The organism is Mesorhizobium sp. M7A.F.Ca.ET.027.02.1.1 (genome assembly GCF_004022985.1).
GTDB lineage: Bacteria > Pseudomonadota > Alphaproteobacteria > Rhizobiales > Rhizobiaceae > Mesorhizobium.
The window spans coordinates 1-15,437 of sequence record NZ_RZOL01000119.1; the positions used below are offsets into that span (position 1 = coordinate 1).

Sequence of the window (15,437 nt, forward strand, 5' to 3'; positions counted from 1 at the left end):
GGGCAAGAAACTGCCGTTCGATTCGCTGCCGCAGCTGCGCGCCAAGCTCTATGGCGAATACCCGCATCTGGCCCGTATCGATCAGGTCGCGGCCGGCAATGCCGAGGACATCGCCGGGGTGGCGAAGCTCGGCGGGCGGCTGAACAAGGGCACCTTCACCTCGCCGGTGACGGATTTCTACCTGACCAACCCGATCGCGCGGGCATCGGCCGTGATGGCGGAATGCTCGGCGCTGGCCAAGAGCGGCTTCAAGCAGGCGGCGGAATAAGCATGGACACTTTCTTCTCCTTCTACGTGCTGCCGGCGCTGATCATTCTGCTGAAATCGGTCGTGCTGATCGTTATCCTGCTGATTTTCGTTGCTTACATCCTCTACGCCGACCGCAAGATCTGGGCGGCCGTGCAACTGCGCCGTGGCCCGAACGTCGTAGGCCCCTGGGGTACGCTGCAGGCCTTCGCCGATCTGCTGAAGTTCGTCTTCAAGGAACCGGTCATCCCGTCAGGCGCCAACAAGGGCGTGTTCCTTTTGGCGCCGCTGGTGTCGGCCGTGCTGGCGATCTCGGCCTGGGCGGTCATCCCGGTCGATCAGGGCTGGGCGATCGCCAACGTCAATGTCGGCATCCTCTATGTTTTCGCCATCTCCTCGCTCGAGGTCTATGGCGTGATCATGGGCGGCTGGGCCTCCAACTCGAAATATCCGTTCCTCGGCGCGCTGCGTTCGGCCGCTCAGATGGTGTCCTACGAGGTCTCGATCGGCTTCGTCATCGTCACCGTTCTGCTCACCGCCGGCTCGCTCAACCTCACCGATATCGTGCTGTCGCAGCATGATGGAATTGGTACGCGGCTTGGCCTGCCCAACACCTTCCTCGACTGGAACTGGCTGGCGCTGTTCCCGATGTTCATCATCTTCTTCATCTCGGCGCTGGCCGAGACGAACCGGCCGCCCTTCGATCTGGTGGAAGCCGAATCGGAACTGGTCGCCGGCCACATGGTCGAATATTCGTCGACGCCGTTCCTTTTGTTCTTCCTCGGCGAGTATGTCGCCATCGTGCTGATGTGCGCGCTGGCCACCATCCTGTTCCTCGGCGGCTGGCTTCCTCCGTTCGACTTCGCGCCGTTCACCTGGGTGCCGGGCGTCATCTGGTTCGTGTTGAAAGTCTGCTTCGTGTTCTTCGGCATCTCCATGGTGAAGGCCTTCGTGCCGCGCTACCGCTACGACCAATTGATGCGGCTTGGCTGGAAAGTGTTCCTGCCGATCTCGCTGTTCATGGTGGTCGCCACCGCCGCCTTCCTCAAGATCACGGGGTTTGCGTGATGTCCGCTCTTTCCCAAGCCGCCAAATCGCTGCTGCTGCAGGATTTCGTCAGCGCCTTCTTCCTGTCGATGCGCCAGTTCTTCGCGCCGAAGGAGACGATCAACTATCCGCACGAGAAGGGGCCGACTAGTCCGCGCTTCCGCGGCGAGCATGCGCTGCGCCGCTATCCCAATGGCGAGGAACGCTGCATCGCCTGCAAGCTGTGCGAGGCAATCTGCCCGGCGCAGGCCATCACCATCGAGGCCGGCCCGCGCCGCAATGACGGCACGCGCCGCACGGTTCGCTACGACATCGACATGGTGAAGTGCATCTATTGCGGCTTCTGCCAGGAAGCCTGCCCGGTCGACGCCATCGTCGAGGGGCCGAATTTCGAATTCGCGACGGAGACGCGCGAGGAACTCTACTATGACAAGGACAAGCTGTTGGCGAATGGCGACCGGTGGGAGCGCGAACTGGCGCGCAACATCTCGCTGGACTCGCCCTACCGCTGATATTTGACGCATGGGCGGGGCAGGGGCCTCGTCCAGAGGATGATCCCGAAAAGTTGCGGACTTTTCGGACCAGATCATGCTCCGGAATACAGAGTGGCCCATGTTTCTTTCGATCGGGCCTTTCAACCCGATCGGAACATGGGCTAGGACAACGCGGCTTTGGAACCGGAGGCGGAACCAGGCCAGAGACAACAAACAGGACGAGCGTCCTGTTCGTACAGGAACCCGGGGGATCCCCAATGTTGAGTGGACTAGAGGCGGCCTTTTTCTACCTCTTCGCCTTTGTCGCGGTGGCGTCGGCGTTCATGGTCATTTCGTCGCGCAACCCCGTGCATTCGGTGCTGTTCCTGATCCTGACCTTTTTCAACGCCGCCGGCCTGTTCATGCTGACCGGGGCCGAGTTCCTGGCGATGATCCTGCTCGTCGTCTATGTCGGCGCGGTGATGGTGCTGTTCCTGTTCGTCGTCATGATGCTCGACGTCGATTTCGCCGAGATGAAGGAAGGCGCTCTGCAATATGCGCCGATCGGCGCGCTGGTCGGGCTGATCCTGGCGGCGGAGCTGATCGTCGTGCTCGGCGGCTACACTTTCGCGCCGCAGCTCGCCTCGACGGTCTCCAAGCCCATTCCGGATCTCGCCACGCGAACAAACACGGCCGCACTCGGCGACATCCTCTATACCGACTACCTCTACTATTTCCAGATTTCGGGCCTCGTGCTGCTGGTCGCCATGATCGGCGCCATTGTGCTGACGCTGCGCCATAAACCAGGCGTCAAGCGGCAGTCGATCGCAGCCCAGGTCGGCCGCACGCCGGCGACCGGTATGGAAATCCGCAAGGTCAAGACAGGCGAGGGACTCTGAGATGGTTGTCGGCATCGCGCATTATCTGACCGTATCGGCTGTTCTGTTCACGCTCGGCGTGTTCGGCATCTTCCTGAACCGCAAGAACGTCATCGTCATCCTGATGTCGGTCGAGCTGATCCTGCTGGCGGTCAACATCAATTTCGTCGCCTTTTCGGCAGCACTCGGCGATCTGGTCGGCCAGGTGTTCGCGCTGTTCGTGCTGACGGTCGCGGCGGCTGAGGCCGCCATCGGGCTTGCCATTCTCGTCGTCTTCTTCCGCAACCGCGGCTCGATCGCGGTCGAAGACGTGAACATGATGAAGGGTTGACGGAACCACCATGTATCAGGCCATCGTCTTCCTTCCCCTGCTCGGCTTCCTGATCGTCGGCCTGTTCGGCACGTCGCTCGGCGCCAAGGCGTCCGAATACATCACCTCCGGTTTCCTGGTGATCGCGGCGGTGCTGTCGTGGGTCGCTTTCTTCACCGTCGGTTTCGGCCATGGCGAGGTGTTCACCGTGCCGGTGATGCGCTGGATCCAATCGGGTGGGCTGGAAGCGGCCTGGGCGCTCAGGATCGACACGCTGACGGTGGTGATGCTGGTGGTGGTCAACACCGTGTCGGCGCTGGTTCACATCTATTCGATCGGCTACATGCACCACGATCCGAACCGGCCGCGCTTCTTCGCCTATCTGTCGCTGTTCACCTTCGCCATGCTGATGCTGGTGACATCAGACAATCTGGTGCAGATGTTCTTCGGCTGGGAAGGGGTGGGCCTCGCCTCCTATCTGCTGATCGGCTTCTGGTACAAGAAGCCGTCGGCCAATGCCGCGGCAATCAAGGCCTTCGTCGTCAACCGCGTCGGCGATTTCGGCTTCGCGCTCGGCATTTTCGGCCTGTTCGTGCTGTTCGGCTCGGTCAATCTCGGCACCATCTTCGCCAATGCGGCAACGTTCATTCCGGCCGAAGGCGCCCCGCACGGCGCCGCGGTGCTGACCTTCCTCGGCTATGCGCTGGACAAGCAGGCGGCCATGACGATCGTCTGCCTGCTCCTGTTCATGGGCGCCATGGGCAAGTCGGCGCAAGTGCCGCTGCACACCTGGCTGCCGGATGCCATGGAAGGCCCGACACCGGTTTCCGCGCTGATCCATGCCGCCACCATGGTGACGGCCGGCGTGTTCATGCTGGCACGGCTGTCTCCGCTGTTCGAACTGTCGCATTCGGCGCTGACCGTGGTGACCTTCATCGGTGCCTTCACGGCCTTCTTCGCGGCCACCGTCGGTCTCGTCCAGAACGACATCAAGCGCGTCATCGCCTATTCGACCTGCTCGCAGCTCGGCTACATGTTTGTGGCACTCGGCGTCGGCGCCTATGGCGCGGCGATCTTCCACCTGTTCACGCATGCCTTCTTCAAGGCGCTGCTGTTCCTCGGCTCGGGCTCGGTCATCCATGCCGTGTCCGACGAGCAGGATATGCGCAAGATGGGCGGCCTCAGGAAACTGATCCCGACCACCTACTGGATGATGGTGATCGGCACGCTGGCGCTGACCGGCGTCGGCATTCCGGTGACGGTCATCGGCACCGCCGGCTTCTTCTCCAAGGACGCCATCATCGAGAGCGCCTTTGCCGGCCACAATTCGGTTGCCGGCATGGCCTTCGTGCTTTTGGTCATCGCCGCCTGCTTCACCTCCTTCTACTCCTGGCGGCTGATCTTCATGACCTTCCACGGCAAGCCGCGGGCGAGCCATGAGGTGATGCACCATGTCCATGAATCGCCGCCGGTGATGCTGGTGCCGTTGTTCATCCTGGCCGCGGGCGCGCTGTTTGCCGGCGTCATCTTCCACGGCGCCTTCATCGGCGAGGGCTATGCCGAGTTCTGGAAGGCATCGCTGTTCACACTGCCTGACAATCACATCCTGCACGACATCCACGAATTGCCGCTGTGGGTCGAACTGTCGCCCTTCATCGCCATGCTGAGCGGCTTCGCGCTGGCCTGGAAATTCTACATCCGCTCGCCGGAAATGCCGGTCAACCTGGCCGCGCAGCATCGCGGGCTCTACGCCTTCCTGCTCAACAAGTGGTATTTCGACGAGCTCTACGACTTCCTGTTCGTGCGTCCGGCCAAGCGCCTCGGCCATTTCCTGTGGAAGACCGGCGACGGCACCATCATCGACGGCCTCGGCCCGGATGGCATTTCGGCGCGCGTCGTCGATGTCACCGACCGCATCGTCAAGCTGCAGACCGGCTATCTCTACCACTACGCCTTCGCCATGCTGATCGGCGTTGCCGCACTCGTCACCTGGATGATGCTCTGATGACCGCCTGGCCAATCCTCTCGCTGGTCACCTTCCTGCCGCTGGTTGGTGTGCTGCTTATCCTGTTCATCAATGACGACAGCGAAAATGCACGCCGCAACATCCGCGCCATCGCGCTGTTGACGACGATTTTCACGTTCATCATCTCGCTGTTCATCTGGACCGGATTCGACAATTCGCAGTCCGGCTTCCAGTTCGTCGAGAAGGTCGCCTGGCTCGACTCCGGCATTTCCTACCATATGGGCGTCGACGGCATCTCGATGCTGTTCGTCATCTTGACGACGTTCCTGATGCCGCTCTGCATCCTGGCGTCGTGGGAATCGATCGAGAAGCGCGTGAAGGCCTACATGATCGCCTTCCTGCTGCTCGAAACGCTGATGATCGGCGTGTTCTGCGCGCTGGACATCGTGCTGTTCTACGTCTTCTTCGAAGCCGGCCTGATCCCGATGTTCATCATCATCGGCGTCTGGGGCGGCAAGCGGCGCGTCTACGCCTCGTTCAAGTTCTTCCTCTACACGCTCGCCGGCTCGGTGCTGATGCTGCTCGCCATCATGGCGATGTTCTTCCAGTCCGGCACAACCGACATCCCGACGCTGCTGACCCACAACTTCCCGGCCAACATGCAGACATGGCTATGGCTTGCTTTCTTCGCCTCCTTCGCGGTGAAGATGCCGATGTGGCCGGTGCACACCTGGCTGCCCGACGCGCACGTCGAGGCGCCGACGGCGGGCTCCGTCATCCTGGCCGGCATCCTGTTGAAGATGGGCGGGTACGGTTTCCTGCGCTTCTCCTTGCCGATGTTCCCGCTGGCGTCGGAAATGTTCGCGCCGCTGGTCTTCGCGCTGTCCGTCGTCGCCATCATCTACACCTCGCTGGTGGCGCTGATGCAGGAGGACATGAAGAAGCTGATCGCCTATTCGTCGGTTGCTCATATGGGCTTCGTCACCATGGGCATCTTCGCCATGAACCAGGAAGGCGTGCAGGGCGCGATCTTCCAGATGCTCAGCCACGGCCTCGTCTCCGGCGCGCTGTTCCTGTGCGTCGGCGTCATCTACGACCGCATGCACACACGTGAGATCGCGGCCTATGGCGGCCTGGTCAACAACATGCCGAAATACGCCACGGTGTTCCTGATCTTCACCATGGCCAATGTCGGCCTGCCCGGTACCAGCGGCTTCGTCGGCGAGTTCCTGACCATGCTCGGCGTGTTCCGGGTCAACACCTGGGTGGCGTTCTTCGCCGCCACCGGCGTCATCCTGTCGGCCGCCTACGCGCTCTGGCTCTACCGCCGGGTGATCTTCGGTGCGCTGACCAAGGACAGCCTGAAGGGCCTGCTCGACCTGTCGCTGCGCGAGAAGGTGATCATCTACCCGCTGGTCGTTCTGGTCATCTTCTTCGGCGTCTATCCCGCCCCGGTCTTCGACGCGACGGCCGAATCGGTCAAGTCGCTCGTCACCAATGTCACTGCATCCATCGGCGCCGCGCAGACCGCGGCGGCGAACTGACCAGAGGTTTTGCGAACCATGACGCCGGACCTTCTCTCCAGCCTGTCGCTCTCGACGCCAGAGCTGATCCTTGCCGTCGGCGCGCTGGCGCTGCTGATGGTCGGAGCCTATTCGCGCGCCAACACGGCCAACACGGTAACCGGCCTTGCGGTGGCCGTGCTGGCGATCGCAGGCGCCTGGCTGATCTTCCGGACCGGGCAGGGCAGCGCTTACGGCAATGCCTTCATCCAGGATTCCTTCGCCCGCTTCATGAAGGTGCTGGCGCTGGTCGGCTCGGCGGTGACGCTGGTGATGTCGATGCGCTTTGCCAAGGCTGAACGCTTCGACAAGTTCGAATATCCGGTGCTGATCCTGCTGTGCACGCTCGGCATGATGCTGATGATCTCCGCCAATGGCATGATCGGCCTCTATCTCGGCCTCGAACTGCAATCGCTGGCGATCTACGTGCTGTGCGCGATCAACCGCGACAATCTGCGTTCGACTGAGGCTGGCCTCAAATATTTCGTCCTCGGCGCGCTGTCCTCGGGCATGCTGCTCTATGGCATCAGCCTGGTCTACGGCTACACCGGCAACACCGGCTTCCAGGAGATCGCTTCTGCGCTCGGCAGCGGCGAGCGCCAGCTTGGCCTCGTTTTCGGCCTCGTCTTCGTGCTGGCCGGTCTGGCCTTCAAAATCTCGGCGGTGCCGTTCCACATGTGGACGCCAGATGTCTATGAGGGCGCGCCGACACCGGTGACGGCCTTTTTGGCGGCAGCACCCAAGATGGCGGCGATGGCGCTTATGGTGCGCGTCACCATGGGTGCGTTCAAGCCGATCGCCGCAGACTGGCAGCAGATCATCGTCTTCATCTCGATCGCCTCGATGGCGCTCGGCTCCTTCGCGGCAATCGGCCAGACCAACATCAAGCGGCTTATGGCCTATTCCTCGATCGGCCATATGGGCTACGCGCTGGTCGGCCTTGCCGCCAACAGCCAGGCCGGCGTGCGCGGCGTTGCCATCTACATGCTGATCTATCTGGTGATGACGCTCGGCACCTTCGCCTTCATCCTCGCCATGCGGCGCAAGGAAGGCAATGTCGAGCAGATCAGCGACCTGGCCGGCCTGTCGTCGACCAATCCTATCATGGCGACGATCCTGACCATCCTGATGTTCTCCCTGGCCGGCATTCCGCCGCTCGCCGGCTTCTGGGGGAAATGGTACGTCTTCCTCGCCGCCATCAACGCCAATCTCTATGCGCTGGCGATCATCGGCGTGCTGGCCTCGGTGGTGGGCGCCTATTACTACCTGCGCATCATCAAGATCATGTGGTTCGACGAACCGGTCGGCGGCTTCGTGCCGATGGCGACGGAATTGCGTGTCGTGCTCGGCGTCTCCGGCGCCTTCGTGCTGTTCTACGTGCTGATCGGCGGGCCGATCGGCACCTATGCCGAAGCCGCCGCCAAGACGTTTTTCTAGTCGGCATGGCATTTCGGCTGGCTCCAACCTCGGCGTCGGAAGGGTTCCGGCTCGAGGCGCATGAGAGCGTCGGCTCCACCAATGGGCTGGCACTGGACCACGCAAGGGCAGGCGACCCCGGCAGATTGTGGGTCGTTTCCAAGAAGCAGGAAAGCGGGCGTGGCCGGCGCGGCCGCGTCTGGGCGACCCCCGAAGGCAACCTCGCGGCGACGCTGCTCGTCATCACCAAGGCGGAGCTTCGCCTTGCCGCGACGCTGGGCTTCGTCGCCGGACTGGCGCTGGCCGATGCGCTCGACGCCGTGGTGCCGAAGGGCCGGATCGCTATCGGCCTCGACGGCGGCAGCGAAGGAAAGAACCGTTTCGAACTGAAATGGCCGAACGACGTGCTCGCCTCCGGCGCCAAGCTGGCCGGCATCCTGCTGGAATCGGCAATCCTGGAAGGCGGCCGTTTCGCGGTGGCGGTCGGCATCGGCGTCAATGTGGTGGCATACCCCGAGGATTTGCCCTATCCCGCAACATCACTCAGCGCGCTGGGCGCGGCATGCGATGCGGAAACGCTGTTCCTGGCGCTGTCGGATGCATGGAGCGAGAATGCCCGATTGTGGGACGAGGGGCGCGGACTTGCCGCCGTCAGGCGACGCTGGCTTGATCGTGCTGCGGGGCTCGGCGGCGAAGTTGCTGTCAGAATTGACGGTAATGTGGTGCGTGGGGTGTTTGAGACCATTGACGAGGACTGCCGTTTCGTGATCCGCGACGATAAAGGTTCGGTTCGGACGATCGCCGCCGGCGATGTGCATTTCGGCGCGGTCGCTTCGGCCAGGGCATAGGGCCGTTCATGAACGGTTCTAACTGTTTGTTTTTGCGCAACTCCGGTGGGAAAACCGTTACACACTTTTCCCGGATTGCTTTTTAGGCTTGGCCTGAGGGCCAGGAAGGGAAAAATCATGGCGAAAGCGGAAAACGCCGAACTCGTCTTCGTGCCGCTCGGCGGCGTCGGCGAGATCGGCATGAACTTCGCTCTTTACGGCTACGGGCCGCCCAATGCGCGCGAATGGATCGTCATCGATGTCGGGGTGACCTTCCCCGATGCCAGCCTGCCGGGCGTCGACCTTGTGCTGCCCGACACGCGCTTCATCGAGGAGAACCTCGCCAATCTGCGCGGCATCATCATCACGCATGCGCATGAAGACCATTATGGCGCGCTGCTCGACACATGGCCGAAGCTGAAGGCGCCGGTCTGGATGACGCCGTTCAGCGCCGGCCTGTTGGAGGCCAAGCGGCAAGGCGAGCAGGGCGCGCCGAAAATACCGGTGACGATCTACCGGGCGGGCGAGAAATTCACCGTCGGCCCGTTCGAGATCGAAGCCATTCCGGTCGCGCACTCGATTCCCGAGCCGATGTCGCTGGCCATTACCTCGCCGGCAGGCACCGTCATCCATACCGGTGACTGGAAGATCGATCCGGAGCCGACGATCGGGCCGAAGACCGACGAGGCGCGTTTCCGCGCCTATGGCGACAAGGGCGTTCTGGCGCTGATCTGCGATTCGACCAATGCGCTGCGCGAAGGTGAGTCGCCTTCGGAAGTGGCTGTGGGCGAGGGCCTCAAGGGCGTCATCCAGGCTGCCAAGGGCCGTGTCGCCGTCACCACATTCTCCTCCAATGTCGGACGCATCGTCTCGATCGCCAAAGCGGCGCGCGATGCCGGACGCCAGTGCCTGGTGCTTGGCCGTTCGCTGAAGCGGGTCATCGATGTGGCCGGCGAACTCGGCTACATGGACGGTCTGCCGGAGTTCATCGCCGAGGAGGATTTTGGTTTCATCCCGCGCGAGAACCTGGTCATCATCTGCACCGGCAGCCAGGGCGAGCCGCTGGCCGCACTGGCCAAGCTGTCGCGCGAAGAGATGAAGTCGGTGTCACTGACGGCGGGCGACACGGTGGTGTTTTCCTCGCGTACCATTCCCGGCAACGAGAAGGCGATTCTCGAGATCAAGAACCGCCTCATCGACCTCGGCGTCAAGATCATAGAGGACGGCGATGCACTGGTGCATGTCTCCGGCCATCCGCGGCGCAGCGAATTGCGCAAGATGTATAAATGGGTGCGCCCGCAGATCGGCGTTCCCGTGCATGGCGAGGCGGCACATCTGGTGGCGCAGGGCTCGCTGATGTCGACATCGGGCATCGGCCAGGTGGCGCAGGTGCGCGACGGCGACATGCTCAGGCTTGCTCCCGGCCCAGCCACCATCATGGATCAGGTGCCGTTCGGCCGTATCTACAAGGATGGCAGACTGATCGGCACCGATCAGGCGATGGGCATCCGCGACCGGCGCAAGCTGTCCTTTGCCGGCCATGTGGCGGTCAATGTCGTCCTGGACGACAAATATGAGCTTGCCGGCGACCCCGACCTGGTCGCCATCGGCGTCGCCGAGGCCGACGGCCGTGGCGAGTCGCTGGAAGATCTGATGATCGATGCGGCAATCGGCGCGGTGGACTCCATCCCCCGTCAGCGCCGAAAAGACCTCGACTTGGTGCAGGAAGCAGTGCGGCGCGCCGTGCGCGGCGCCGCCAACGAAGCCTGGGGCAAGAAGCCGCTGGTGACTGTATTCGTCACAAGATGACGAAAGGGAGTACGGGAGTAGGGGAGTAGGAAGAGCAAACAGCTGACATATCTGTCTTTTCCCCTACTCCCGTATTCCCCTACTCCCCTACTTGGGAGTGCCAATGCTCGGACGTCTCAACCATGTCGCGCTTGCCGTGCCGGATCTGGCGGCCGCCGTCGCCGCCTATCGCAACACGCTGGGTGCCGAAGTGACGGCGCCGCAGGCGCTGCCGGAGCATGGGGTGACGGTGGTGTTCGTCAATGTCGGCAACACCAAGGTCGAACTTCTGGAGCCTTTGGGCGAGGGGTCGCCGATCGCCGCCTTCCTGGAGAAGAACCCCTCTGGCGGCATGCATCACCTTTGCTATGAGGTCGACGACATCCTGGCCGCGCGCGATCAGCTCAAGGCCGCCGGCGCCCGCGTGCTGGGCGACGGCAGTCCGAAGATCGGCGCGCACGGCAAGCCGGTGCTGTTCCTGCACCCGAAGGATTTTTTCGGAACGCTGATCGAACTGGAGCAATCATGAGCTGGGTTTCGTTCACCGCCCTGTTTTTCGCGACCTGGTGGGTGGTGCTGTTCGCTGTGCTGCCGTTCAGCGTGAGGACGCAGGACGACGATCGTGACGTGACGCTCGGCACGGTTCCGAGCGCGCCGCGCGGACCTCACATGCTGCGCGCCGTGATCCGCACCACCATCGCCACCGCGATCCTGATGGGCATTTTCTATGGCCTGACGCATGGGCTTGGATACAGCCTCAACGACATCCCGCACATCGTGCCGGAATTCAGCCAAACCTCAGCCAAATAGCCGGCCCCGGCCCAAGAAGATTTGTCCGGCAAAGACGTTTTCATCCGTCGGAACAGCTTGGTTCCAGACAGGAATGCCGTGCCGTTTTGCGGCCGGACGAGCGCTGACGCTGGGTAAGGTGGTTTGGCAACGCGTTGCGCTAAGCAGATGATTGCACAAAAAAAATGCAAGGCACGAGGCCTTGCAATTTAAACGCGTCCGATCTGTTTCCGGTTTCCGGCGGCAGCGAGTAACCGCGCCTAGATCGCATCCTCCCAAGACTTTGACCGCGTAGGAGAGCAGATTTTTTTCCACCCTCTCGGTTATAGAGGTACATTAGCCTAAGGCGAATGAAAATGTCACGAAGAATTTTGCCTTGAAACGGGCATTCTCGTGCTGCACTGCACAATAGTGTGGCAGGCGTTGCTTGGCGAACGATCATCAAGGCGCGCGCGGTGACCGGAAGGCCTTGCAGCGCCGTGGGTCTTCTGGGCGGGGCGAAGGACGGTGCGACGCTTCTGATCCCGGCTATCCCATGCTTTCTGAAAATCGATTGCCGCTTTTCGGGCCGAAGCGTCCGGGTTCCCATTCCGCCTTGAAATGGCTATGAAGCCGGGTCAAGCAAGCCAAAGTCGCGCCGATTCTGACGCGGCCCTCCTCACTCACGGACCTGTCCATGCGTTTGTCGCGCTATTTCCTGCCGATCCTCAAAGAAAACCCGCGCGAGGCCGAGATCGTCTCGCACCGGCTGATGCTGCGCGCCGGCATGATCCGCCAGCAGGGGCAGGGCAGTTTCTCGTGGCTGCCGCTCGGCAAGCGGGTGCTGGACAAGGTCTGCCGCATCATCCGCGAGGAGCAGAATCGCGCCGGAGCGCTGGAAATCCTGATGCCGACCATCCAGTCGGCCGATCTGTGGCGCGAAAGCGGCCGCTATGACGACTATGGCAAGGAGATGCTGCGCATCAAGGACCGGCAGGACCGCGACATGCTCTACGGCCCGACCAATGAGGAAGTGGTCACCGAGATCGTCCGCGCCTATGTGAAGTCCTACAAGGACCTGCCGCTCAATCTCTACCACATCCAGTGGAAGTTCCGCGACGAAGTGCGGCCGCGCTTCGGCGTCATGCGTTCGCGCGAGTTCCTGATGAAGGACGCCTATTCCTTCGACCTCGACTTCGAGGGCGCCAGGGCGGCCTACAACAGGATGTTCGTGTCCTATCTCCGGACTTTTACGCGCATGGGGCTGCAGGCGATACCGATGCGGGCCGACACCGGGCCGATCGGCGGCGATCTCAGCCATGAATTCATCATCCTGGCCGACACCGGCGAGAGCCAGGTCTATTGCCACCGCGACTATCTTTCGCTCGATGTGCCCGGAGAGAAGACTGACTTCGCCAATGCCGCCGAGATCGGCGATATAGTCAAGACTTGGACGACACCCTACGCAGCCACCGACGAGATGCACGACGAGGCGGCGTGGGAGAAGATCGGCGAGAGCGACAAGGTTTCGGCGCGCGGCATCGAGGTAGGCCACATCTTCCATTTCGGCGACAAATATTCGAAGCCGATGGGCGCCAAGGTGACAGGGCCCGACGGCAAGGATCATTTCGTCTCCGGCGGCTCCTACGGCATCGGTCCGTCGCGGCTGGTCGCGGCGATCATCGAAGCCAGCCATGACGACAACGGCATCATCTGGCCGGAGGCGGTGGCTCCGTTCGACATCGGGCTGATCAACATGAAAGCGGGCGACGCCGAGTGCGACCGCGTCTGCGACGAATTGCATGCCGCTTTCGTCGCCGCCGGCAAGGACGTGCTCTACGACGACACCGACCAGAGGCCCGGCGGCAAGTTCGCCACCGCCGACCTGATCGGCCTGCCCTGGCAAGTGATCGTCGGGCCGCGTGGTGTCGCCGCCGGCGAGATCGAGATCAAGAATCGCAAGACCGGCGAGCGCGAGACGCTGCCGATCGCAGACGTGAAGAAGCGCTTCGGTGTCGCCGCATGAACGAGGCGGTGGCGGCAAGACCGGTCGGCGCCGGACCCTTTTCCATCTTCGAGCGCATGGTCGCCTGGCGCTATCTGCGCTCGCGGCGCAAGGAGACGGTGATCTCGGTGATCGCCTCGATCTCCTTCCTCGGCATCATGCTGGGCGTCGCCACGCTGATCGTGGTCATGGCGGTGATGAACGGTTTCAGGGCGGAGCTTTTGACGCGCATCCTCGGCGTCAACGGCCACCTGATCGTGCAGCCGCTCGATTCGCCGCTGGAGGACTACGCGCAGGTCGCCAGCCGCATCAACGGTGTGTCAGGCGTCAAATACGCCATCCCGCTGATTGATGGCCAGGTGCTTGCGCAAGGCAATGTCGGCGGCGGAACCGGAGCGCTGGTGCGCGGCATACGCGGCGAGGATCTGAGCAAGATCGCCATCGTTGCCAGCAACATCAAGCAGGGCTCGATCGCCGATTTCGACTCTGGCGACGGCGTTGCCATCGGCAAGCGCATGGCGGAGAATCTCGGCCTGACGCTTGGCGATACCATCACCTTGATTTCGCCCGACGGCGACGTGACGCCGATCGGCACCACGCCGCGCATGAAGGGTTACAAGATCGCGGCGATCTTCGAAGTCGGCATGTCCGAATATGACACCTCCATCGTCTACATGCCGTTTTCCGAAGCGCAGCTCTATTTCAACATGGACGGGCGGGCGCAGACGATCGAGATCTATGTCGACAATCCAGACGATGTCGATGCGCTGAAACCGAAGGTGGAGGCGGCGGCGCAGCGGCCGATCGACATGGTCGATTGGCGCCAGCGCAACGAGACCTTCTTCTCCGCGCTGCAGGTCGAGCGCAACGTCATGTTCATGATCCTGACGCTGATCGTGCTGGTGGCGGCGCTGAACATCATCTCCGGCCTGATCATGCTGGTGAAGGACAAGGGGCACGACATCGCCATCCTGCGCACCATGGGGGCGTCGCGCGGCGCCATCCTGCGTATCTTCCTGATGACGGGTGCGGCGATCGGCGTGACCGGCACGCTTGCCGGTGTGCTGCTCGGCGTGCTGATCTGCACCAACATCGAGTCCATCCGCCAGTTCTTCTCATGGATGACCGGCAAGGTGCTGTTCAATCCGGAGCTCTATTTCCTCAGCCAGTTGCCGGCGAAGATGGATCCGCGCGAGACGACCTATGTCGTCCTGATGGCGCTCGGCCTGTCCTTCCTGGCAACCGTGTTTCCGGCATGGCGCGCCGCGCGTCTCGATCCGGTCGAAGCCTTGAGGTACGAATAGTGGCCGAGGTCATTATCGAGCTGAAGAGCGTCGAGCGGCACTATGTCCAGGGGCCGCGCAAGCTCACCATCCTGAACGGTGCCGATTTCTCGCTGAAGCGCGGCGAGATGGTGGCGCTGGTGGCGCCGTCGGGCACCGGCAAGTCGACCCTGCTGCACACTGCCGGCTTGCTGGAGCGTCCCGACGCCGGCGACGTCATCCTGGCCGGCCGTGCCTGCGGGCGGCTCTCCGATGACGAGCGCACGGCGATCCGCCGCAACGATGTCGGCTTCGTCTACCAGTTCCATCATCTGCTGCCGGAATTCTCGGCGCTGGAAAACATCATGATGCCGCAGCTCATCAAGGGGCTCAGCCGCAAGGACGCGGCCGAGCGCGCGGCGCAGCTGCTCGATTACATGCAGATCGGCAAGCGCGCGTCGCACCGGCCGTCCGAACTTTCCGGCGGCGAACAGCAGCGCGTTGCCATCGCGCGTGCGGTCGCCAATGCGCCGCTGGTGCTGCTGGCCGACGAGCCGACCGGCAATCTCGATCCGGTCACCGCGTCCTATGTGTTCGAGGCGCTGGCGGCGCTGGTCAAGCAATCGGGCCTCGCGGCGCTGATCGCCACCCACAATCACGAACTGGCATCGCGCATGGACCGGCGTGTCACGCTGGCCGACGGCAAAGTGGTGCCGCTTTAGTCTCTGATGTCGTCATCCTAGGGCGAAGCTCCGCGGAGCGGAGCGTAGACCCTAGGATCCATGCCGTTACTTTCGAGACAAATGCAGGGGTCGAGGATATGCGACCTCTATCAGAGCGATAATTCTGCACCGTAGCATCGCCCCTGGGTCACGGCATGGATCCTAGG

At 62.5% G+C, this 15,437-nt stretch carries 14 protein-coding genes and 1 pseudogene; all 15 read left to right on the forward strand.

Annotated elements, in window-relative coordinates; genetic code table 11:
- Positions 1–268, forward strand: a pseudogene (locus EN749_RS15235) (NADH-quinone oxidoreductase subunit G); the annotation flags it as partial.
- Between the two features lie 2 nt (positions 269–270).
- The gene (nuoH, locus tag EN749_RS15240; protein ID WP_127398567.1) at positions 271–1,314 is read left to right on the forward strand and encodes an NADH-quinone oxidoreductase subunit NuoH; all 1,044 of its coding nucleotides are present in this window, start codon (positions 271–273) and stop codon (positions 1,312–1,314) included.
- Entirely contained in the window at positions 1,314–1,805 is a 492-nt protein-coding gene (nuoI, locus tag EN749_RS15245; protein WP_023812382.1) for an NADH-quinone oxidoreductase subunit NuoI, read from the forward strand. Before nuoH ends, nuoI begins: the two co-directional genes overlap by 1 nt.
- Positions 1,806–2,044: 239 nt before the next feature.
- Positions 2,045–2,665, forward strand: coding sequence for an NADH-quinone oxidoreductase subunit J (locus tag EN749_RS15250; protein WP_127267204.1), 621 nt, complete (start codon positions 2,045–2,047; stop codon positions 2,663–2,665).
- Position 2,666: 1 nt separating this feature from the next.
- The gene (gene nuoK / locus EN749_RS15255; RefSeq protein WP_010910101.1) at positions 2,667–2,975 is read left to right on the forward strand and encodes an NADH-quinone oxidoreductase subunit NuoK; all 309 of its coding nucleotides are present in this window, start codon (positions 2,667–2,669) and stop codon (positions 2,973–2,975) included.
- A 10-nt stretch (positions 2,976–2,985) separates the two neighbouring features.
- Complete coding sequence (nuoL, locus tag EN749_RS15260; protein WP_128289024.1) at positions 2,986–4,959, forward strand: NADH-quinone oxidoreductase subunit L; 1,974 nt, start codon at positions 2,986–2,988, stop codon at positions 4,957–4,959.
- Positions 4,959–6,464: an NADH-quinone oxidoreductase subunit M gene (locus tag EN749_RS15265; RefSeq protein ID WP_127320599.1), complete on the forward strand. Its 1,506-nt coding sequence runs from the start codon at positions 4,959–4,961 to the stop codon at positions 6,462–6,464. Before nuoL ends, EN749_RS15265 begins: the two co-directional genes overlap by 1 nt.
- Before the next feature lie 18 nt (positions 6,465–6,482).
- Complete coding sequence (gene nuoN / locus EN749_RS15270; RefSeq protein ID WP_127810079.1) at positions 6,483–7,919, forward strand: NADH-quinone oxidoreductase subunit NuoN; 1,437 nt, start codon at positions 6,483–6,485, stop codon at positions 7,917–7,919.
- Between the two features lie 5 nt (positions 7,920–7,924).
- Positions 7,925–8,746 (forward strand): biotin--[acetyl-CoA-carboxylase] ligase, encoded by an 822-nt coding sequence (locus EN749_RS15275; protein ID WP_127810080.1) that lies wholly within the window; start codon positions 7,925–7,927, stop codon positions 8,744–8,746.
- Between the two features lie 117 nt (positions 8,747–8,863).
- Positions 8,864–10,534: a ribonuclease J gene (locus EN749_RS15280; protein ID WP_127810081.1), complete on the forward strand. Its 1,671-nt coding sequence runs from the start codon at positions 8,864–8,866 to the stop codon at positions 10,532–10,534.
- Between the two features lie 103 nt (positions 10,535–10,637).
- On the forward strand, positions 10,638–11,042 hold the full coding sequence (gene mce / locus EN749_RS15285; RefSeq protein ID WP_128289023.1) for a methylmalonyl-CoA epimerase: 405 nt from the start codon (positions 10,638–10,640) through the stop codon (positions 11,040–11,042).
- On the forward strand, positions 11,039–11,323 hold the full coding sequence (locus EN749_RS15290) for a DUF1467 family protein (RefSeq protein WP_127810083.1): 285 nt from the start codon (positions 11,039–11,041) through the stop codon (positions 11,321–11,323). Before mce ends, EN749_RS15290 begins: the two co-directional genes overlap by 4 nt.
- A 655-nt stretch (positions 11,324–11,978) precedes the next feature.
- Positions 11,979–13,307 (forward strand): proline--tRNA ligase, encoded by a 1,329-nt coding sequence (gene proS, locus EN749_RS15295; RefSeq protein WP_127272306.1) that lies wholly within the window; start codon positions 11,979–11,981, stop codon positions 13,305–13,307.
- Positions 13,304–14,590, forward strand: coding sequence for a lipoprotein-releasing ABC transporter permease subunit (locus tag EN749_RS15300; protein WP_127810084.1), 1,287 nt, complete (start codon positions 13,304–13,306; stop codon positions 14,588–14,590). Before proS ends, EN749_RS15300 begins: the two co-directional genes overlap by 4 nt.
- Positions 14,587–15,270 (forward strand): ABC transporter ATP-binding protein, encoded by a 684-nt coding sequence (locus tag EN749_RS15305; RefSeq protein WP_174800360.1) that lies wholly within the window; start codon positions 14,587–14,589, stop codon positions 15,268–15,270. The genes EN749_RS15300 and EN749_RS15305 overlap by 4 nt, the downstream gene beginning before the upstream one ends.
- Positions 15,271–15,437 lie beyond the last annotated feature (167 nt).

Excerpts from the sequence above, each read along its gene's own strand:
- EN749_RS15275 (WP_127810080.1), top strand. The coding sequence starts at position 7,925 with ATGGCATTTCGGCTGGCTCCAACCTCGGCGTCGGAAGGGTTCCGGCTC.
- EN749_RS15265 (WP_127320599.1), top strand. The coding sequence starts at position 4,959 with ATGACCGCCTGGCCAATCCTCTCGCTGGTCACCTTCCTGCCGCTGGTT.
- EN749_RS15250 (WP_127267204.1), top strand. The coding sequence starts at position 2,045 with ATGTTGAGTGGACTAGAGGCGGCCTTTTTCTACCTCTTCGCCTTTGTC.
- nuoN (WP_127810079.1), top strand. The coding sequence starts at position 6,483 with ATGACGCCGGACCTTCTCTCCAGCCTGTCGCTCTCGACGCCAGAGCTG.
- EN749_RS15290 (WP_127810083.1), top strand. The coding sequence starts at position 11,039 with ATGAGCTGGGTTTCGTTCACCGCCCTGTTTTTCGCGACCTGGTGGGTG.
- nuoI (WP_023812382.1), top strand. The coding sequence starts at position 1,314 with ATGTCCGCTCTTTCCCAAGCCGCCAAATCGCTGCTGCTGCAGGATTTC.
- nuoH (WP_127398567.1), top strand. The coding sequence starts at position 271 with ATGGACACTTTCTTCTCCTTCTACGTGCTGCCGGCGCTGATCATTCTG.
- EN749_RS15280 (WP_127810081.1), top strand. The coding sequence starts at position 8,864 with ATGGCGAAAGCGGAAAACGCCGAACTCGTCTTCGTGCCGCTCGGCGGC.
- mce (WP_128289023.1), top strand. The coding sequence starts at position 10,638 with ATGCTCGGACGTCTCAACCATGTCGCGCTTGCCGTGCCGGATCTGGCG.
- nuoL (WP_128289024.1), top strand. The coding sequence starts at position 2,986 with ATGTATCAGGCCATCGTCTTCCTTCCCCTGCTCGGCTTCCTGATCGTC.
- EN749_RS15300 (WP_127810084.1), top strand. The coding sequence starts at position 13,304 with ATGAACGAGGCGGTGGCGGCAAGACCGGTCGGCGCCGGACCCTTTTCC.
- proS (WP_127272306.1), top strand. The coding sequence starts at position 11,979 with ATGCGTTTGTCGCGCTATTTCCTGCCGATCCTCAAAGAAAACCCGCGC.
- nuoK (WP_010910101.1), top strand. The coding sequence starts at position 2,667 with ATGGTTGTCGGCATCGCGCATTATCTGACCGTATCGGCTGTTCTGTTC.